The organism is Shewanella sp. HL-SH8 (assembly GCF_051165765.1).
Lineage (GTDB): Bacteria > Pseudomonadota > Gammaproteobacteria > Enterobacterales > Shewanellaceae > Shewanella > Shewanella glacialimarina.
The window spans coordinates 4134488-4156955 of sequence record NZ_CP195039.1 but is presented as its reverse complement, the minus strand read 5'-3'; the positions used below and the strand labels follow the sequence as shown (position 1 = coordinate 4156955).

Sequence of the window (22468 nt, the reverse complement as noted above, 5' to 3'; positions counted from 1 at the left end):
TAAAAAACCCTCCCGGTTCTTTAGCGCTCTCTCAGCGCTGTATCTTTTGCTCTTAAAATTGGATTTAATATGTACTCAAGTATGGATCTTTTCCCAGTAATAACGTCCACCGAGGTGAGCATACCGGGAATAATTGGCATCTGTGTGCCATCGTCTTTCACTAAATTAGATTCTTCAGTTCTTACTTTTATAGTATAAAAACTGTTGCCTTCTTCATCTTGCGGCGTGTCAGCACTAATTTGCTCAACGGTGCCTTTTAAGCCACCATAACGGGTAAAATCGTAGGCGGTAACTTTTACAATTGCAGGTAAGCCTGGATGTAAAAATGCGATGTCTTTTGGGGTGATTTTAGTTTCAATTAATAAGCGATCTTCCGATGGCACAATTTCAATTATTTCTTGCCCTGGCTGAACAACGCCGCCCAATGTATTAATATGAATTGATTTTATCGTACCTGCAACTGGCGAGGTTATAACCGCTTTACTGACTTTATCAAACGCGCCAATTTGTGCTTGGTTCATTCTTGATAGCTTGGTTTGCATCTCATTGAGCTGAGCACGTAAATCTGCCGCATAAATGAATACGGCTTCGCGGCGTTTTAAAATGGCTTCGTCCATCGAAGATTTCACTTTGGGGCGTAATAATCGTACAGATTGAAGTTCACCCTGGATATCGTTAACGACACGTTCTAATTTTAACAGCTCAACTTCAGGAACAATACCTTTTCGTGCTAATGGTTTAGTGAGTTCTAGTTCTCTAGAAATGAGTTGATAGCTTGTGGTTAAAGTTGATATTTTAGACGATAGTTCTTCCGTTTCTTGCTGACGCTGTTGTATTTGGCGGACTAATATCTCAAGTTGGTTACTGAGGTTATCTAAACGACCTGAATACTCTTCCTGTTGACGTTTAACCAATGCTGGTTCTTGTTCAATGAGTTCTGCTGGAAAGATTAAAGACTGTTTGGTTATTTTAACCTGTTGGCGCCAGTCAGCAGACATATCTGAAATAACAATACTGTCTAACTCTGCTCGCATACGGATAACATTGGTTTGTAGTCCGTATACTTCTTGCTCCTGTTGAGCAAAGTCAGAGCGGAAACGAGTATCATCGATACGTGCTAATGGCTGATCTTTCTCGACGAGCATGCCCTCCTGGACAAAGACCTCTTGTAAAATACCACCATCCAAACTTTGGATGAGTTGAACTTGGGAAGATGGAATAACTTTACCCATACCGGTCGTCACTTGATCTAGTTCAGAAAAATACGCCCATATAAAAAAGCACAGCATCATGGCTGCCATTGACCAAATAATCAATCTATGACCCGATGGGGCATCGGTCATCATGGCGCCGTAAACATCATCGACCATTTCTAAGTCTGCAGTGGTTAAGTGTTTACTCATGTATTTTGACCTCCAGCAAGAAGGCCATTATTAAGTTTCTCTAGTACTTCTTTTTTTGGACCATCAGCAATAATGTGGCCACGATCTAAGATGACAATACGATCGACTAAGTTAAGTAAATTCATTTTATGGGTAATTAGCAGTAAAGTTCGATTTTTACTGACCTGTGCCATTGAATTGACAAATTGTTTCTCTGCACGAGCATCTAAGCTGGCTGTTGGTTCATCCATTAACAAGATTGGAGGGTCATTTAGCGTTGCTCTGGCTAGAGCCACACTTTGACGTTGTCCTCTGCTTAATGATAACCCACCTTCACCCACTTGTTGATCAAGGCCTTCAGACTCTAGGTGAGTAAACAGACTTACACCTGATAATTGTACCGCTCTAATCAGTTGATGTTCGCTCACTTGGCGAGTGCCAAATAGAATATTGTCTCTAATGCTGCCATGAAAAAGGGTAACATCTTGGGGTAAGTAACCAAAGTTACGGCGTAAATCACTGGGATGTATTTGACCGGCATCGATACCATCATATCGAAGGCTACCATTGGTTGGCTTATACAGACCCAACAACAATTTAGCTAAGGTACTTTTACCCGATCCGTTTCGGCCAATAATCGCCACTTTCTCACCGGGTTCAATGTTGATAGACATAGGGTACAGAATTGGCTTTTCTGCTTCAGGAAAAGTAAAACTCACATTATCAGCGGTTATTCTGCCATTGATACGTTCTTTACTCACAAGCTGACCTTTGTTTTCAAATTCGTCTTCTTGATCCATTATTTGGTTAAGCTGACGTAATGAGCTCATGGTGTAATTGCCCCGAGTAATCAAGGAGGCTAATTGTGCCATGGGGGTGACAGCTCGGCTGGATAGCATAACCGCGGCAATTATGCCTCCCATAGAAAGTTCGTTGTCAGCTAAGCGATATACCCCAAAAATAACCACGCAAATTACGCTAAATTGCACAGAGAAATTGGCAAAGTTGGCTAAATAATTAGCCAGTTTTTTAGTTTTTAATTCCCAGTTGGCAGTATGGCCAATCATTTGTTGCCAGCTCTTTTGAACAATACCTTCAGCGCCATTGGCTTTAATCGATTCGATTGCCGTTAAACTCTCGACTAAATGACCATGCTTTAAACTGGCAAAGCGGTTACTTTCTTCAATTGCGGCTTTAAGTTTAGGCTGTACATATAAGGTGACAGCAATTATCAACAAGCTGGCGATAACAGGGATTACTGCCAAATCACCAGCAACGATATAAATAATAATCACAAATAGGATTGCAAAAGGTAAATCAACTAGTGAGGTAATAGTTGCAGAGGCTAAAAACTCTCGAATACTTTCAAATTCACCTAGCTGGCGAGCCATGCCTCCAACACTAGGAGAACGCAGAGATAATGGGATGCCAATGACTTTAGCAAAAAGTTTAGAGGAGACAATGATGTCAACTTTTTTTCCAGCTATATCAATCAAGTAACTTCTTAGTTGTCGCATGATGAAGTCAAAAACATAAGCAATACCCGCACCAATAGCAAGTACCCAAAGTGACTCAAAAGCAAGATTTGGAACAACTTTATCATAAACATTCATGATAAATAATGGTGACACTAAGGCAAATAAATTGACCAGCACTGACGCAATTAACGCATCTCGATAAATTGGAGCTGAGTCAACAATGCTTTGTTTTAACCAATGCACTCTACTGTCATGAATGTGAACATCAACTGCAGCATCACCACGGTAATGTTGTTTTACTAAAAACAAGTAACCAACATAGAGGGTTTCTAACTCCTCTAAGGTAAGCGTTTCTTCCCCACCCGTTTCAGGAAGTTGGATAACAGCTTTGTCTTGTTCAATATTGATTTCACGTAAAATACAAGCTTTCTTATCTTTGAGTAATAATATGCAAGGTAATAAAATTGGTGTTATTTGATTAAGATCTTTTCGTGACAGCTTTGCTGATAGGCCTGCGCGTCCAGCCGCCTGTGGCAGTAAGTCAGGGGTTAGCACTGCACCGGTTAACGGAAGTCCTGCCGCAAGTGATTCACTTGAACATGGGCTGCCGAAATGCTCGGTTAATAAGACAAGGCAATCAAGAAGTGGATCGACTGTCACTCTTTGTGAGGCCGAAATGGTCCACTGTTCCTGAATCTTGGAAGCAGTTGCTGGCACTGTGGTGATATCCTTAATATTCTTTTATGTACTTATTATTCTTATTGATGCTATGAACATCTTTTATCGCCCCCATATTACTATGGGGGGATTTTTTGCCTAAAATTAAGGGATCATTTGCCCATCAGGCTTATCAATAAACGGGTCAATTCCTTGTCCATTTGGTGCTGGTGTTGGATTTGTATCAACAATTAGCGCACCATCCTTGAGTAGCCCGTTAATGATAACCCCTTCAGCAGAACTGCCATAAATACCTGCTAAGTCAACGCCATCAAGGGTAATCGTTTGCTCGAAAGTACCATCGCCATCAGCATCGATTTCTATAATACTAGAGCCTTTGGCGTTATAGCTAAAGTTAAGTAGATTTTCAAGATTGTTATATTCCTCATTGATGAGTAAATCTCTTAGATCAATCTTATCTTCCAGGCGGTTAAAGTCAGAGATGATATCATTACCAAACTCACCTTTTTGCCATACGAAAGTATCAATGCCGCCATCGCCGCGTAATACGTCATCGCCTAAGCCACCAATGAGAGTGTCATTACCTGCACCACCACGTAGGCCATCGTTATGAGTACCGCCATCGATATAGTCATTGCCAGTATGACCAAAAAGAATATCTGAACCAGATTGTCCATAGATAAAATCGTTACCACTACCACTGTTCACTACATCAGCTTTTTGTGATGCCACATCATTAGCAAGCAATAAGCCATCAAGGTCTATCATGGTATCAGCACCCGATAAAGTACCTGTCATAATATGATGATTAGCAATACTGTTTAGATCGAGCTCTAACTCATCATCAGATTTATAGCCAAATGCGCCAGTTTCACCCGCATAGATAATATCGCCACCACGGCCTGTTTCAATATGGTCATTACCTGCACCGCTACTAACTACTTGCGAGCTATCTTTACTATAGCTGGTTAAATTCGCGCCAGCTGCCGAGGTTGAGTTATTAGTCGAATCAGTAATTTGACCCGTTAGTCCGCCACCAAAATTAACATTAAGTTGCTTTTGATTTAAGCCATTTTCACCATTAAGTACCACAAAATCATCATTTAGACTTGTACCAGTTGTAGTGACTTTGGCTGCATCTTCAACAGGCACATTTTGAGCATTCACTAAGTTTACATCTATGGTCAATGTTGCACTTGAGGTATCACCATCAGCATCTCTAGTCGTGTAGGTAAATAAGTCAACAGCTCCAGCAGGAATAGAATCAGTCGTACTTGTTAGCTCATAGGTATAGGTACCATCATTATTGATGATTAATGTGCCGTATTGGCCAGTTATGATTGCACTAACATTACCGGTCACGCCAGTGCTAGTTTGATCGCCAGCAGCAACACCAATGACCGAACTGATATCAGCACCACTTATATCATTATTCATAACGTTACCTTCAACTGAAGGTAAGTTATAGCCATTGCCTGCGACCATACGAATAACTAAGTCGTAACTGGTTGAGGCATTTTCATCGGTATAAATTGATGAAACTACATTACCGTTATTATCTCTAAAGCCAATGACTTGAATGGTATAGACATCACCCTCGTAGTTGAAGGTAACGTTAGTTTGGCCAATAGTTACAATGTCACGAGGGTCTGGTCCATTATTAGGCGTTTCGTTATGGCTAAAATTCAGCTTTAAAGTTACTGCTGTGACATTACCGAATGAGTCAATCACATTGAACACAACATCCATAGTGGCCGCTGTAATAGAGGAGCCACTATTAATGGGGTAGTTATAGTGAGTAAATGTACCTAGTACAATGTCTTGGTTTAATGTTACCTCTCCATTAAGTTCAGCATCATTATCCATAAATCCATAACCAGATTGAGCCCCATTGGTGGTTCCCCAACGCACTTGATCTAATGCGGAATCATTGTCTTCACCACCGCTGCCAACATCACCATCGAATCGTCTAACGCCAGTACCACCAGTTACCGTTTTCCATTCAGCTTGCACACCACCAATAATGGCAAATGAATCCTGTATAACAGTTAAAGACACAATGTCATTAGTCGCGATAGAAGCATCATCATGTACTATCGCATTCAGCGTGGTACTAGCTTGATCTCCATCAATATCAAACGCCGTTATCTGGAATGCATCTGTAAGTGAATCCGAATTAGCGCCACTATGAGTTTGAGCATTGGTTAACGTATAGGTGTATTCCAATACCCCATCGTTATATCCCGTAATAGTAAGCTGACCAAATTCGCCTGCAATAATAAGCGGTGAGGTAGCAGAAGCAGTAATCAATGCAGCTAAAGTCAATGTATTAAGCGTGCCACCAACTTGAATTTCAAGTCTGTCTAAACCATCTTTTGCACCAATAGTCATGCTGCCAGAACTTTGAGTTACCGCTGTACTGTTTGATCCGTTTGTTAACCCTGCTTCATATACAGAAAGAATATCAGGAGTACTGATTGTAACTATATCGTCAGCTGGATTAACCGTAATAGTGAGTGTTGATGTGTCATTTGCACCCGAGCCATCGGTTAGGGTGTAAGTAATAACAGGGACAGTACCGTTGTAGTTAGCTGCAGGGGTAAAGGTGTACACACCCGCACTGTTCAACGAGAAGGTACCTACGCCAGCGATAACCAGGTTGTTGCCATCGGCCGTATGAACGGTTGATGAGCCAGCAATGGTGAAACTCACAACAGTGATTTGGCCATCCACACTGGTGCCATCAATAACGTTACCGGTGATTTGCGGGCTGTCTTCAGCAATGGTGCGTGTTTCATTATTATCGGTAAAGTCATCATTTACTGGCGTCACAGTGAGGCTCAGTGTTGATGTGTCATTTGCACCCGAGCCATCGGTTAGGGTGTAAGTAATAACAGGGACAGTACCGTTGTAGTTAGCTGCAGGGGTAAAGGTGTACACACCCGCACTGTTCAACGAGAAGGTACCTACGCCAGCGATAACCAGGTTGTTGCCATCGGCCGTATGAACGGTTGATGAGCCAGCAATGGTGAAACTCACCACAGAGATAGGACCGTCAACACTGGTGCCGTCAATCACATTACCTGTGATTTGAGGGCTGTCTTCAGCAATAGTGCGTGTTTCATTATTATCGGTAAAGTCATCATTAACCGGCGTCACAGTGAGGCTAAGTGTTGAGGTGTCATTTGCACCCGAGCCATCGGTTAAGGTGTAAGTAATAACCGGCACGGTACCGTTGTAGTTAGCGGCAGGCGTAAAGGTATACACACCCGCACTGTTCAATGTGAACGAGCCTACGCCAGCGATAACCAGGTTGTTGCCATCGGCCGTATGAACGGTTGATGAGCCAGCAATGGTGAAACTCACCACAGAGATAGGACCGTCAACACTGGTGCCGTCAATCACATTACCTGTGATTTGCGGGCTGTCTTCAGCAATAGTGCGTGTTTCATTATTATCGGTAAAGTCATCATTAACCGGCGTCACAGTGAGGCTAAGTGTTGAGGTGTCATTAGCCCCTGAGCCATCGGTTAAGGTGTAAGTAATAACCGGCACGGTACCGTTGTAGTTAGCTGCAGGGGTAAAGGTGTACACACCCGCACTGTTCAATGTGAACGAGCCTACTCCAGTGATCACGACGTTGCTGCCATCCGCCGCATGAACGGTTGATGAGCCAGCAATGATGAAGCTCACAACAGTGATTTGGCCATCCACACTGGTGCCATCAATAACGTTACCGGTGATTTGAGGGCTGTCTTCAGCAATAGTGCGTGTTTCATTATTATCGGTAAAGTCATCATTAACCGGCGTCACAGTGAGGCTAAGTGTTGAGGTGTCATTAGCACCCGAGCCATCGGTTAGGGTGTAAGTAATAACCGGCACGGTACCGTTGTAGTTAGCGGCAGGCGTAAAGGTATACACACCCGCACTGTTCAATGTGAACGAGCCTACGCCAGCGATAACCAGGTTGTTGCCATCGGCCGTATGAACGGTTGATGAGCCAGCAATGGTGAAACTCACCACAGAGATAGGACCGTCAACACTGGTGCCGTCAATCACATTACCTGTGATTTGCGGGCTGTCTTCAGCAATGGTGCGTGTTTCATTATTATCGGTAAAGTCATCATTTACTGGCGTCACAGTGAGGCTCAGTGTTGATGTGTCATTTGCACCCGAGCCATCGGTTAGGGTGTAAGTAATAACAGGGACAGTACCGTTGTAGTTAGCTGCAGGGGTAAAGGTGTACACACCCGCACTGTTCAACGAGAAGGTACCTACGCCAGCGATAACCAGGTTGTTGCCATCGGCCGTATGAACGGTTGATGAGCCAGCAATGGTGAAGCTCACAACAGTGATTTGGCCATCCACACTGGTGCCATCAATAACGTTACCGGTGATTTGCGGGCTGTCTTCAGCAATGGTGCGTGTTTCATTATTATCGGTAAAGTCATCATTTACTGGCGTCACAGTGAGGCTCAGTGTTGATGTGTCATTTGCACCCGAGCCATCGGTTAGGGTGTAAGTAATAACAGGGACAGTACCGTTGTAGTTAGCTGCAGGGGTAAAGGTGTACACACCCGCACTGTTCAACGAGAAGGTACCTACGCCAGCGATAACCAGGTTGTTGCCATCGGCCGTATGAACGGTTGATGAGCCAGCAATGGTGAAACTCACCACAGAGATAGGACCGTCAACACTGGTGCCGTCAATCACATTACCTGTGATTTGAGGGCTGTCTTCAGCAATAGTGCGTGTTTCATTATTATCGGTAAAGTCATCATTTACCGGCGTCACAGTGAGGCTCAGTGTTGAGGTGTCATTTGCACCCGAGCCATCGGTTAAGGTGTAAGTAATAACCGGTACGGTACCGTTGTAGTTAGCGGCAGGCGTAAAGGTATACACACCCGCACTGTTCAATGTGAACGAGCCTACTCCAGTGATCACCACGTTGCTGCCATCCGCCGTATGAACGGTTGATGAGCCAGCAATGGTGAAACTCACCACAGAGATAGGACCGTCAACACTGGTGCCGTCAATCACATTACCTGTGATTTGCGGGCTGTCTTCAGCAATGGTGCGTGTTTCATTATTATCGGTAAAGTCATCATTAACCGGCGTCACAGTGAGGCTAAGTGTTGAGGTGTCATTAGCACCCGAGCCATCGGTTAGGGTGTAAGTAATAACCGGCACGGTACCGTTGTAGTTAGCGGCAGGCGTAAAGGTATACACACCCGCACTGTTCAATGTGAACGAGCCTACGCCAGCGATAACCAGGTTGTTGCCATCGGCCGTATGAACGGTTGATGAGCCAGCAATGGTGAAACTCACCACAGAGATAGGACCGTCAACACTGGTGCCGTCAATCACATTACCTGTGATTTGCGGGCTGTCTTCAGCAATGGTGCGTGTTTCATTATTATCGGTAAAGTCATCATTTACTGGCGTCACAGTGAGGCTCAGTGTTGATGTGTCATTTGCACCCGAGCCATCGGTTAGGGTGTAAGTAATAACAGGGACAGTACCGTTGTAGTTAGCTGCAGGGGTAAAGGTGTACACACCCGCACTGTTCAACGAGAAGGTACCTACGCCAGCGATAACCAGGTTGTTGCCATCGGCCGTATGAACGGTTGATGAGCCAGCAATGGTGAAACTCACCACAGAGATAGGACCGTCAACACTGGTGCCGTCAATCACATTACCTGTGATTTGCGGGCTGTCTTCAGCAATGGTGCGTGTTTCATTATTATCGGTAAAGTCATCATTTACTGGCGTCACAGTGAGGCTCAGTGTTGATGTGTCATTTGCACCCGAGCCATCGGTTAGGGTGTAAGTAATAACAGGGACAGTACCGTTGTAGTTAGCTGCAGGGGTAAAGGTGTACACACCCGCACTGTTCAACGAGAAGGTACCTACGCCAGCGATAACCAGGTTGTTGCCATCGGCCGTATGAACGGTTGATGAGCCAGCAATGGTGAAACTCACCACAGAGATAGGACCGTCAACACTGGTGCCGTCAATCACATTACCTGTGATTTGCGGGCTGTCTTCAGCAATGGTGCGTGTTTCATTATTATCGGTAAAGTCATCATTCACTGGCGTGACAGAAATAGTCAATGTTGCAGTAGCGCCAGTGTTAGTAGTGTATGTGACAATAGGAGCAATACCGTTCCAGTCTGCATTCGGTGTGAAGGTATAGTTACCATCAGTTAATAACTCAAAAGTACCCATTGATAATGTTACTAGGGTTCCTGCAGTGTGAATCGTGCTACTTCCATCAATAGTAAAGCTCGCAACTGAAAGAGCTGAATCTATATCAGTATCGTTATCTAGTACATTACCTGTAGCAATAGTATCTTCGGCAATCGTTTTGGTGTCATTAACCGCATTGGTTGCATCATCAACGTTAGTTAACTTGACATTAACTATAGCAGTGTCTGTTCCGCCATTAAGATCTGATACGACGATATCTAACGCGTAATCACCTAAATCTGCATCATCAATCGTTTGGTTAAGTATAACTTCACCGGTAAGCGCATTAATCGTAAATACACCAAAAGTTTGTAAACCATTTGCAAAACTATAAGCTAGTTGATCACCATCAATGTCGTCAGCAGTAACTTGACCAACTACGGTTCCAGCAGTGCTGCCTTCTACGACATTATTAAAATCATAAATATCATTATTGGTAGGGCCATTAACTATATCCAGACCTGAGCGGAACTCAGGGCCATCGTTGGCGCCGACAATGGTGATGGTCACAGTGTGCGTGGCAGTGCCGTCGCTTGAGGTGACGGTAATATCACGGGTCAGAGTTTGACCGGCTTTAAGAGACTGCACATCAATGTGGCTGTTGTTTAGGGTATAAGACCAGTTACCGCTCGCATCAATCGAGAAGCTACCAAAGTTGCCATCGGCGACATTGTTTTGTACCTGGAATACCGCTTCGCCGCTATCAACGTCAGTGACGGTCAAGCTGCCAGAAACCATTTCAACGGTGGCGCTATCGGTGTCAGAGCTGCCATCTTCAGTGACGGTGCCTTTATCTGAATCGCCATTACCGAGGTTCACGGTAATGTCAGCGGGATCGTTGGCGCCGACAATAGTGATGGTCACAGTGTGCGTGGCAGTGCCGCTCGCTTGAGGTGACGGTAATATCACGGGTCAGAGTTTGACCGGCTTTAAGGGACTGCACATCAATGTGGCTGTTGTTTAGGGTATAAGACCAGTTACCGCTCGCATCAATCGAGAAGCTACCAAAGTTGCCATCGGCGACATTGTTTTGTACCTGGAATACCGCTTCGCCGCTATCAACGTCAGTGACGGTCAAGCTGCCAGAAACCATTTCAACGGTAGCGCTATCGGTGTCAGAGCTGCCATCTTCAGTGACGGTGCCTTTATCTGAATCGCCATTACCGAGGTTCACGGTAATGTCAGCGGGATCGTTGGCGCCGACAATGGTGATGGTCACAGTGTGCGTGGCAGTGCCGCCGCTTGAGGTGACGGTAATATCACGGGTCAGTGTTTGACCGGCTTTAAGGGACTGCACATCAATGTGGCTGTTGTTTAGGGTATAAGACCAGTTACCGCTCGCATCAATCGAGAAACTACCAAAGTTGCCATCGGCGACATTGTTTTGTACCTGGAATACCGCTTCGCCGCTATCAACGTCAGTGACGGTCAAGCTGCCAGAAACCATTTCAACGGTAGCGCTATCGGTGTCCGAGCTGCCATCTTCAGTGACGGTGCCTTTATCTGAATCGCCATTACCGAGGTTCACGGTAATGTCAGCGGGATCGTTGGCGCCGACAATAGTGATGGTCACAGTGTGCGTGGCAGTGCCGTCGCTTGAGGTGACGGTAATATCACGGGTCAGAGTTTGACCGGCTTTAAGGGACTGCACATCAATGTGGCTGTTGTTTAGGGTATAAGACCAGTTACCGCTCGCATCAATCGAGAAGCTACCAAAGTTGCCATCGGCGACATTGTTTTGTACCTGGAATACCGCTTCGCCGCTATCAACGTCAGTGACGGTCAAGCTGCCAGAAACCATTTCAACGGTAGCGCTATCGGTGTCAGAGCTGCCATCTTCAGTGACGGTGCCTTTATCTGAATCGCCATTGCCGAGGTTCACGGTAATGTCAGCGGGATCGTTGGCGCCGACAATGGTGATGGTCACAGTGTGCGTGGCAGTGCCGCCGCTTGAGGTGACGGTAATATCACGGGTCAGTGTTTGACCGGCTTTAAGGGACTGCACATCAATGTGGCTGTTGTTTAGGGTATAAGACCAGTTACCGCTCGCATCAATCGAGAAGCTACCAAAGTTGCCATCGGCGACATTGTTTTGTACCTGGAATACCGCTTCGCCGCTATCAACGTCAGTGACGGTCAAGCTGCCAGAAACCATTTCAACGGTGGCGCTATCGGTGTCAGAGTTGCCATCTTCAGTGACGGTGCCTTTATCTGAATCGCCATTGCCGAGGTTCACGGTAATGTCAGCGGGATCGTTGGCGCCGACAATGGTGATGGTCACAGTGTGCGTGGCAGTGCCGTCGCTTGAGGTGACGGTAATATCACGGGTCAGAGTTTGACCGGCTTTAAGGGACTGCACATCAATGTGGCTGTTGTTTAGGGTATAAGACCAGTTACCGCTCGCATCAATCGAGAAACTACCAAAGTTGCCATCGGCGACATTGTTTTGTACCTGGAATACCGCTTCGCCGCTATCAACGTCAGTGACGGTCAAGCTGCCAGAAACCATTTCAACGGTGGCGCTATCGGTGTCAGAGTTGCCATCTTCAGTGACGGTGCCTTTATCTGAATCGCCATTACCGAGGTTCACGGTAATGTCAGCGGGATCGTTGGCGCCGACAATGGTGATGGTCACAGTGTGCGTGGCAGTGCCGTCGCTTGAGGTGACGGTAATATCACGGGTCAGTGTTTGACCGGCTTTAAGGGACTGCACATCAATGTGGCTGTTGTTTAGGGTATAAGACCAGTTACCGCTCGCATCAATCGAGAAGCTACCAAAGTTGCCATCGGCGACATTGTTTTGTACCTGGAATACCGCTTCGCCGCTATCAACGTCAGTGACGGTCAAGCTGCCAGAAACCATTTCAACGGTGGCGCTATCGGTGTCAGAGTTGCCATCTTCAGTGACGGTGCCTTTATCTGAATCGCCATTACCGAGGTTCACGGTAATGTCAGCGGGATCGTTGGCGCCGACAATGGTGATGGTCACAGTGTGCGTGGCAGTGCCGTCGCTTGAGGTGACGGTAATATCACGGGTCAGTGTTTGACCGGCTTTAAGGGACTGCACATCAATGTGGCTGTTGTTTAGGGTATAAGACCAGTTACCGCTCGCATCAATCGAGAAGCTACCAAAGTTGCCATCGGCGACATTGTTTTGTACCTGGAATACCGCTTCGCCGCTATCAACGTCAGTGACGGTCAAGCTGCCAGAAACCATTTCAACGGTGGCGCTATCGGTGTCAGAGCTGCCATCTTCAGTGACGGTGCCTTTATCTGAATCGCCATTACCGAGGTTCACGGTAATGTCAGCGGGATCGTTGGCGCCGACAATGGTGATGGTCACAGTGTGCGTGGCAGTGCCGTCGCTTGAGGTGACGGTAATATCACGGGTCAGTGTTTGACCGGCTTTAAGGGACTGCACATCAATGTGGCTGTTGTTTAGGGTATAAGACCAGTTACCGCTCGCATCAATCGAGAAGCTACCAAAGTTGCCATCGGCGACATTGTTTTGTACCTGGAATACCGCTTCGCCGCTATCAACGTCAGTGACGGTCAAGCTGCCAGAAACCATTTCAACGGTGGCGCTATCGGTGTCCGAGCTGCCATCTTCAGTGACGGTGCCTTTATCTGAATCGCCATTACCGAGGTTCACGGTAATGTCAGCGGGATCGTTGGCGCCGACAATAGTGATGGTCACAGTGTGCGTGGCAGTGCCGCCGCTTGAGGTGACGGTAATATCACGGGTCAGAGTTTGACCGGCTTTAAGGGACTGCACATCAATGTGGCTGTTGTTTAGGGTATAAGACCAGTTACCGCTCGCATCAATCGAGAAGCTACCAAAGTTGCCATCGGCGACATTGTTTTGTACCTGGAATACCGCTTCGCCGCTATCAACGTCAGTGACGGTCAAGCTGCCAGAAACCATTTCAACGGTGGCGCTATCGGTGTCAGAGCTGCCATCTTCAGTGACGGTGCCTTTATCTGAATCGCCATTGCCGAGGTTCACGGTAATGTCAGCGGGATCGTTGGCGCCGACAATAGTGATGGTCACAGTGTGCGTGGCAGTGCCGTCGCTTGAGGTGACGGTAATATCACGGGTCAGTGTTTGACCGGCTTTAAGAGACTGCACATCAATGTGGCTGTTGTTTAGGGTATAAGACCAGTTACCGCTCGCATCAATCGAGAAACTACCAAAGTTGCCATCGGCGACATTGTTTTGTACCTGGAATACCGCTTCGCCGCTATCAACGTCAGTGACGGTCAAGCTGCCAGAAACCATTTCAACGGTAGCGCTATCGGTGTCCGAGCTGCCATCTTCAGTGACGGTGCCTTTATCTGAATCGCCATTACCGAGGTTCACGGTAATGTCAGCGGGATCGTTGGCGCCGACAATAGTGATGGTCACAGTGTGCGTGGCAGTGCCGTCGCTTGAGGTGACGGTAATATCACGGGTCAGAGTTTGACCGGCTTTAAGGGACTGCACATCAATGTGGCTGTTGTTTAGGGTATAAGACCAGTTACCGCTCGCATCAATCGAGAAGCTACCAAAGTTGCCATCGGCGACATTGTTTTGTACCTGGAATACCGCTTCGCCGCTATCAACGTCAGTGACGGTCAAGCTGCCAGAAACCATTTCAACGGTGGCGCTATCGGTGTCAGAGTTGCCATCTTCAGTGACGGTGCCTTTATCTGAATCGCCATTACCGAGGTTCACGGTAATGTCAGCGGGATCGTTGGCGCCGACAATGGTGATGGTCACAGTGTGCGTGGCAGTGCCGCGGCTTGAGGTGACGGTAATATCACGGGTCAGAGTTTGACCGGCTTTAAGGGACTGCACATCAATGTGGCTGTTGTTTAGGGTATAAGACCAGTTACCGCTCGCATCAATTGAGAAGCTACCAAAGTTGCCATCGGCAACATTGTTTTGTACCTGGAATACCGCTTCGCCGCTATCTGGATCGTTAATAGTTAATTGACCAGATACATTTTCAGATGTAAGAGGATCTGTATCAGTCGCTCCATCTTCAGTAACAGTGCCTTGATCATTGACTGGTGTAATGGTTGCTTGGTCTGGTTCAGGTGTGACGGTAATGGTCAGTGTTGCTGTTACACCCGTGTTGGTTGTATAGGTGATAACTGGAACCTGCCCATTCCAATCAATGCTAGGGGTAAAGGTATACGACCCATCTGTGTTTAGGGTCAGTAAGCCTTCTGGCAAGCTAACGCTACTACCAGCTTGGTAAACGCTTTGATCTCCTGCAATCGTATAGCTCTGCACGGTTAGGCTTGAATCAATATCAGTATCGTTATTGAGAACATTTCCTGACGCAATTGTATCTTCTTTTATAGAAATACTATCATTGACCGCTATCGTTGGATCACTTTGCGGGGTAACTGATATTGTTAATGTCGCCGTTACACCAGTATTGGTTGTATAGGTGATTACTGGTAGTGTGCCATTCCAGTTAGGTGCAGGAGTGAAGCTGTAACTACCATCTGCATTTAACTGTAAAGTCCCATTTTCTACCGTAACGGATGCACCAGCAGTATAAGTATTACTATCACCTTCAATAGAGAAGCTAATGACAGTTAATGATGAGTCTGGATCACTATCATTTAGCAGTACATTACCTGTGGCAATAACATCTTCTTCTACAGAGTTTGAGTCATTTAAAGCTATAGTTGGGTCATCAACAGGCGTGATATTGATTGTTAACTTTGCAGTGTCACCCGTATTAGTAGTGTAAGTGACAACAGGAAGTTGACCATTCCAGTTATTGTTTGGTGTAAAACTGTAACTACCATCGGTGTTGATGGTTAATGTACCGCCTGTCAAAATGGCTTCATCACCTGCATTATAGGTTTGACCATCGACTTCAAAGCCAGTAACTTCAAGAGTGGAGTCAGGGTCTTGATCGTTATTTAGCACATTACCAGTAGCAACTGTATCTTCAGCCACGGTGTTAGTATCATTTAACAATGTAGCACTATCATCTACAGGAGTAACATTAATGGTTAATGTTGCTGTTGCACCAGTATTTGTAGTGTAAGTAATAACAGGTAGTTGACCATTCCAATTCTCATTAGGTGTGAAGCTGTAACTACCATCGATGTTGATGATTAATGTACCGCCAGTCAAAATTGCTTCATCACCTGGATTATAGGTTTGACCATCAACCTCAAAGGCAGTGACCTCAAGAGTGGAGTCAACGTCTTGATCGTTATCAAGTACATTGCCAGTTGCAACAGTATCTTCCGCAATAGTGTTGGTATCATTAACGGCTGTAGTGGCATTATCTATAGGAGTTATCACTAGAGTTAATGTGGCTGTGGCGCCTGTATTTGTGGTGTAAGTAATGGTGGGTACTTGACCGTTCCAATTAGTATCAGGGGTGAAGCTATATGTGCCATCTTCATTAATAATTAATACGCCGCCGTCAAGATTTACACTCGAGCCAGGAGTATAAGTATTCCCCTCAACTTCGAAGCTTGTAACGGTCAGAGCTGAATCAACATCAGAATCATTGTCTAGTACATTTCCCGTAGCCGTCTGACCCTCTGTGACTATGTTTGTATCATTAACAGCATTAGTCGGATCGTCAACAGGCGTGATCTCAATAACTAACGTCGCCGTTGCACCCGTGTTGGTGGTGTAAGTGATAATGGGAACTTGACCATTCCAATTGTCATTTGGCGTGAAGGTATAAGAACCATCTTCATTGATGATTAATATGCCGCCTTCAAGAACAACTTCAGTGCCGGCAGGATAGGTTTCACCATTAACTTCAAAACTAACCACGGTAAGATCAGAATCTGGATCGCTGTCGTTATCTAGTACATTACCTGACACAGGGGTATCTTCAGCCGCTGTTACTGAATCATTTTCAGTAACTGTTGGGTCGTCAACCGGTGTAATTTCAATGGTTAACGTCGCTGTTGCGCCAGTATTGGTGGTGTAAGTGATAATCGGAACTTGACCATTCCAGTTTTCATTAGGTGTGAAAGTATAAGAACCATCTTCATTAATAACTAATACGCCGCCTTCAAGAACAACTTCAGTGCCGGCAGGATAGGTTTCGCCATTAACTTCAAAAGAAACGATGGATAATTCAGAGTCAGGGTCAGTGTCATTTTCGAGTAAATTACCAGAGGCAATTTCATCTTCAGCAACGATTTGGGTGTCGTTAGCTAATATTGAAGGCACATCATCAGAAGTAATGGTATTTTCTTCGACAATTAGTGGGCTAACAGCTGGTTGGGCCGCAGTGTTAAAGCCAGCATTCGCAATAGTTTCATTACCAGAACGATCTAATGTGATAAAACTACCACCTTCGTTACCGGTTGTTGGTGTACCTGCAGCGGTTTCAGGAAGGTCAACAGTTGGATCCTCACCTGACGCAATAAGAGCTTGTAATGCTTCTATTTCATCAAGCGCTTCAAGGTTAGTGAAATCGTCATTTAACTCTGGTTGCGTAACAAAGATATCATCTTGAGAAAAAATGGTGCCATCATCAAAGGTGATAACAAAACGTGCGCTGTCATCAAAAATTAACAAACTAGCCTCGGGTATTATTTGCCCTGGCTGTAAAATTGTTAATTGATTACCAGCAGATATACTGATTTGGCTTTGTGCCTCAGTTAATACGCCTGCTTTTGTTGTTGTTATCGTACCCATTAATTAGCTCCCAACAGCTATTCCTGACTCGGAAATATTCAATACATTATAGACTTAGCATAACGATGTAAGATGTCTGTGCTTTACAACGCCATACACTAACCCAGATTTAACAATTTTACTTCAAAGACACTAATAATGTCAATTTTTTGACGTGTTTTTGACTAGTCTTAACCATATGACTTTTTTTAAAAAAGCCGATTTATCTGCGCATATATTATTCAACATACTCATTTTAAAACGATGCCAATTGAAGAATAAAGATTGATGCTTTTTAAGTCGTGTTAGCTACATGAGCGATTCAGCTATGTAAATATGTTATTAAATGAACATAAATTTACCCTGAATCGTTATCGGTTATCGATAGTAAAAGTTTAGTTAATTCGATTATTACTGGGTCTGAAAATACAAAAAAGCCTGCAATTTATGCAGGCTTTATGGGGAATAAAATAATGTATATAGCTAGTTACTAGCGTTAGCTGCATGACGATAGCTTTGCATCGCCATCGTATTATCACCCAGTTGCTCTTGTACTTGCGCTAAAGCTAACCATCTAGTGCGACTTGGTGCTATTTGACAGGCATTGTACCAATGTATTTTGGCTTGCTTAAAATCACGAGTTTGTAAGGCTAACTTAGCCAAACATTCTTGGTAATTGACAACATTTTCATGTGTTTGCTCAAATTTGCTGAGCAGCTTTCGAATATCATTATCATGTGCGGTAGCTATTTCAGCTACCGCATCGAATAAACTCTCAACAGGGTTAGATTTCAACTGTTTATAAAGCAGTTTTAATGCTTCATCTTTACGTTGTAGCTTACATAATCCATAAAGATAGGTAATTAGGGTTTGAACTTGATTACGTTCAGATTTACTTAGCCAGCCCCAACATTTGTCGAGTTCACCCGCCGTTGCTTCAGCAGCTTGATTGATTAAATGGATATTAACTTGGGTCGTTATTTCGATGATTTCCTCATCGGAATAAATATGTCGCTTAGCTAAAGTCGGTATAATTAATTTAAGCGCTGCCCAGTCTTGTTGAGCTAGATATAAATCAGCTGCCAGCTTGATAACTGAGTCTTTACTTTTGCTCGTTGGATCAAGTTCATTCAACAGGATGCGGGCTTGAGTTAATTCGCCTTGTTTCAATAAATAGCGCGTGTGAGTAGTCAGTACAGCCTTTTTGGCTAAAGGATCCAATTGTGCTTTAGCAAGGTACTTATCACGTTCAGTGGTTTTATGTTGATGTTGTGCGGCTCTTGCTGCAGCAAAATAATTAAGCGCCGGCAGCTCGCCATTTTCAGCACCTTTTAGCATGGCTTTCTCAGCGGTAGGCCAATCCTCTTCTGCTAGGGCTAATGCACCAATTAAAGTTTGTTTTTTGGCTTTTTTAATACGCCAACGCTCAGGTAAATAGCGACTACTTAACACTAAAGTCAATAGCAATACTAAGACCCTTTTAGTCAATGCTAAGCCAATATAAAAGGCTATTAATGCAAATAAGCCAAAAGCTAAACTGGTTTCAATTTGATAGTCCCATATTGCTATATAAATATAGCCTTTGGTTTCTAAAAGATACGGTGTGACACACAAACCTAACAGAATGATAATCACATAAGCCAACATTTTTATCATAGTGCTGGCTCCTCTTCAGGCATCATTTTCCCGTATGTCATTAACTGTTGTAACAGTGGGGTAGATTTAAACTGATAAGCATTAACTGACTCAATAGACAGCTGTGATAATATTTTAAGCTGAGCAAGTGTATTTTGGGTGCGGCGATCACTAGTATCAAAATACTGGTTTACCCAACGATGAGCATAATTAATCGCACTTTGATAACCCTGTTGATCATAGTTATGTAGTGAAAACTGAGCTTGTAATAATTTTAGGCGCACATTTTCCACTAAATACCATTGTTGTTCTAACGGCAGTAGCGGTTCTAAATCAGTGGTGCGTTCGCGAATAGTGATAAAACCTTCAATAAATTGCTTAAATGACTTAGATAAATTCGTTTGCCAGTCATCAATAGAATCAGATAGAGGTTCAGCTAATTCATCCACTGCTAAATCTGTATCAGCTTGATTTAAGGGAAGGTTAGCTACTTGGTCTATTACCGCATCAATGGCATACACAGAGCCTGCGACATCGGTCGTTTTAATCGAACGCGTTGCGGCAATATCCTGTGCGATGGCTTTACGCAGTTGATGTAAGGCGGGATCTTTCATTGCTTCAATACGGTTATCGGCCGACTGCAACAAGCTTGCTGCAGTTTGAGGGTCTTTTTCAAGCCACAGTTTTCTACTTGCCATACGCACTAGATAGTCGGCTTCAGACGCCATCCAATGGTTCGGACTGCGTTGAGCGACTACTGCGACTCGTTCTTGTAGTTGTTTTTGCGCCTGTTGCAGCACAGCCAACTGCTGATAAGCTTTTGCATCATTGGTTTGTTGCTGTTCTAATTGGGCAATACGTTGGCTTGGCTCGGATAGTGACTGCTGTAATTCTTGTTTTAGCTTTTGATTGTTTGTTTCAAGCGTAGTTAATTCAGCGGCTAACTCTTGCTGTTGATTTTGCTGACTTTCTTGTTGTGAATTGAGTTGTAAATAAAGCCAATAACAACCAGCAATAGCCGTGCCAGCTGCAATCCAGCTAATAACAATACTTAATCGAACCCACCATGAACTGCGTAACTTACGAAGCCGACTTGAAGGGCCTGGTTGACGTTTTGGCGTAGGAGAGGCTGCTTTAGCAGCTTGAGGTGAGTCGCCCTTTGCCTGAGGTTTAGACACTACATCATGAGTATCAACTTCAGTGGATTCGAGTTTGTTATTTTCCATGAACAGTCCTTGAAAGCAAAATACGACAAATTGATAGTGAAAGGCTCACTATCATTGAACAGTGTTAAATAGTGAAATTACGCTGTTAAGCCCAATGCGACAAGTATTGCCTGAGTATTTGCTCCATTTGCATTGGTTACTTTATGTAAACCTAATGCATTTGCCTGTAATTTCACACGATTACTTGGCACTATGATATGACATGAATCTAACCATGCAAATAACTCTTTTGGAATTAACGCAATTAAATTGGTTAATATCTCACCACTAGTGACCACAATTGTGTCGATACCGAAATCTACCCATTGTGGAACAACCTGTTGATTATCGAGTGTTGGCCGCGAGCGTTGGTATACATCCCAATAGCTGACATTAGCCCCGCGCAGTTCGAGTTGTTCAACTATTGTTTCGCGCCCACCTGAGCCGCGGCAGATAATAAAGGATTGTTTATTAATATGTTGCAGCTGTGGTAATGATAAAAGCCCTTCACTGTCTTGGCTATTTTCTGGGGCAGAAAAAACAGTCAAGTTGTATTGCTTTAATGCATCAGCCGTTGCTTTACCTACAGCAAAGTAGCGACATTGAGAGGGGAATGATTTATGACGTTTTTCTGCGGCAAATGCCACCGCATTAGTGCTAATAAAAATGAGATTGTCAACGTCATCAAAAAAAACAGGGGCTGGTAGGTTAGTCGCTTCTACACCTAGAAGTGGAGTGACTATATGAGCAACTTGATACTTATCAAGTTGCTCAATCATATCTTGATTACGACCTTCTGGACGTGTCAGCAAGACTTTCATATTTTAGCCGTTACTGGGCGTAAACCGCATCAAGAATGGTTTTAGCACCACGACTTAATAAGTCGTTCGCCAGTGCCTGCCCAAGTTCGATAGCCTGTGTTTTCTCACCAGCAACCTGGCCAGTAATCACCTGGCTACCATCAGGATTACCCACTAAACCGCGAAGTGTTAAGGTGTCGCCGATAATTTCGGCATAGGCACCAATAGGCACCTGACAACCGCCCTCCAGGCGAGTATTCATGGCGCGCTCTGCTAATACACGATAACGGGTTTCTAAATGCTCAAGTGGTGCTAATAAGTTTTTTACTCGCTCATCATTAGTGCGGCACTCAATTCCCACTGCACCTTGGCCGTTTGCGGGTAATGATTCCTCTGCGGAAATAAAGCTGGCGATACGCTGTTTTAACTCTAGACGAATTAAGCCAGCAGCAGCAAGGATAATGGCATCATAATCACCACTGTCTAGTTTGGCCAAACGGGTACCAACATTACCGCGTAAATCTTTGATGACCAAATCAGGGCGAGCAGCACGAATTTGACATTGACGACGTAGGCTTGATGTTCCTACAACAGCACCTTGCGGTAATTCACTGATAGTTTTATAACTATTAGACACGAATGCATCGCGGGGATCTTCACGCTCACAAATTACTTGTAAGCCTAGTCCCTCAGGAAAGTCTACGGGTACGTCTTTCATTGAATGCACAGCAATATCGGCGCGGCCTTCCATTATGGCAACTTCAAGTTCTTTGACAAAAAGCCCCTTACCACCCACTTTAGCTAATGGTGTGTCTAAAATAACATCGCCTTTAGTGCTCATTGGCAGTAGCTCAACAATCAAGCCTGGATGAATGCGTTCTAATTCAGCTTTTACAAACTCAGCTTGCCACATTGCCAGTGGACTTTTACGCGTTGCAATACGAATAGTGTTTTCAGACATGGCCATATTTATCCATCAACTAACAGTAATTGCGCTAATGCTAACATTGGATTGAGGAGTTTGTCATAACTGTGTTGAAATTGTTTGAAGTTGCGCGATGATTTTATTATTTGACCTTAATCTACTTAAGTTAGGGGGGCGATAAAGCAAAATAATAAAGAAACTATTTTAACGGACATGATGCAGAGGTTTAGCCCTACTTAAGTTCATTTAAATGCTATAAGCAGTAAAATTAGCGGTTAGCGCTTATTTGGTAGCCATCGAAGTTATTATCTGAATTTGGCTGTCTTTAGTTTTGTTCTACGACCTTTGGTCAGATTGCTAAAACTGAATTTAGTGTTAACCTTGTCACATCGAATAGATTTTTTTGATATAGATCACTCCCGTGCATCCATATGAGTTGAAAGCTATGGTTTGCACGATTAA

General features: G+C 44.5%; 8 protein-coding genes. All 8 read right to left on the bottom strand.

Annotation, left to right across the window (positions count from 1 at the left end; translation table 11 throughout):
• Positions 1 to 20: 20 nt before the first annotated feature.
• The 8 genes from ACRWQN_RS18400 to hemC all read right to left on the bottom strand — a co-directional run bounded on the left by ACRWQN_RS18400 (position 21) and on the right by hemC (position 22042).
• Positions 21 to 1403: an HlyD family type I secretion periplasmic adaptor subunit gene (locus ACRWQN_RS18400; RefSeq protein WP_434939270.1), complete on the bottom strand. Its 1383-nt coding sequence runs from the start codon at positions 1401 to 1403 to the stop codon at positions 21 to 23.
• A complete protein-coding gene (locus tag ACRWQN_RS18395; RefSeq protein WP_434939269.1) occupies positions 1400 to 3577 on the bottom strand; it encodes a type I secretion system permease/ATPase in 2178 nt (725 codons plus the stop codon). The genes ACRWQN_RS18400 and ACRWQN_RS18395 overlap by 4 nt, the downstream gene beginning before the upstream one ends.
• Positions 3578 to 3682: 105 nt before the next feature.
• On the bottom strand, positions 3683 to 10696 hold the full coding sequence (locus ACRWQN_RS18390) for a tandem-95 repeat protein (RefSeq protein ID WP_434939268.1): 7014 nt from the start codon (positions 10694 to 10696) through the stop codon (positions 3683 to 3685).
• Positions 10614 to 17462, bottom strand: a complete 6849-nt coding sequence (locus ACRWQN_RS18385; protein WP_434939267.1) for a retention module-containing protein — start codon at positions 17460 to 17462, stop codon at positions 10614 to 10616. The genes ACRWQN_RS18390 and ACRWQN_RS18385 overlap by 83 nt, the downstream gene beginning before the upstream one ends.
• A gap of 462 nt (positions 17463 to 17924) precedes the next feature.
• A complete protein-coding gene (locus ACRWQN_RS18380; protein ID WP_434939266.1) occupies positions 17925 to 19097 on the bottom strand; it encodes a heme biosynthesis HemY N-terminal domain-containing protein in 1173 nt (390 codons plus the stop codon).
• Positions 19094 to 20302, bottom strand: coding sequence for a uroporphyrinogen-III C-methyltransferase (locus ACRWQN_RS18375; protein WP_434939265.1), 1209 nt, complete (start codon positions 20300 to 20302; stop codon positions 19094 to 19096). Before ACRWQN_RS18375 ends, ACRWQN_RS18380 begins: the two co-directional genes overlap by 4 nt.
• Before the next feature lie 77 nt (positions 20303 to 20379).
• Positions 20380 to 21102, bottom strand: a complete 723-nt coding sequence (locus tag ACRWQN_RS18370) for a uroporphyrinogen-III synthase (RefSeq protein ID WP_434939264.1) — start codon at positions 21100 to 21102, stop codon at positions 20380 to 20382.
• Positions 21103 to 21112: 10 nt separating this feature from the next.
• Positions 21113 to 22042, bottom strand: coding sequence for a hydroxymethylbilane synthase (gene hemC, locus ACRWQN_RS18365; protein WP_434927295.1), 930 nt, complete (start codon positions 22040 to 22042; stop codon positions 21113 to 21115).
• Positions 22043 to 22468: the final 426 nt, after the last annotated feature.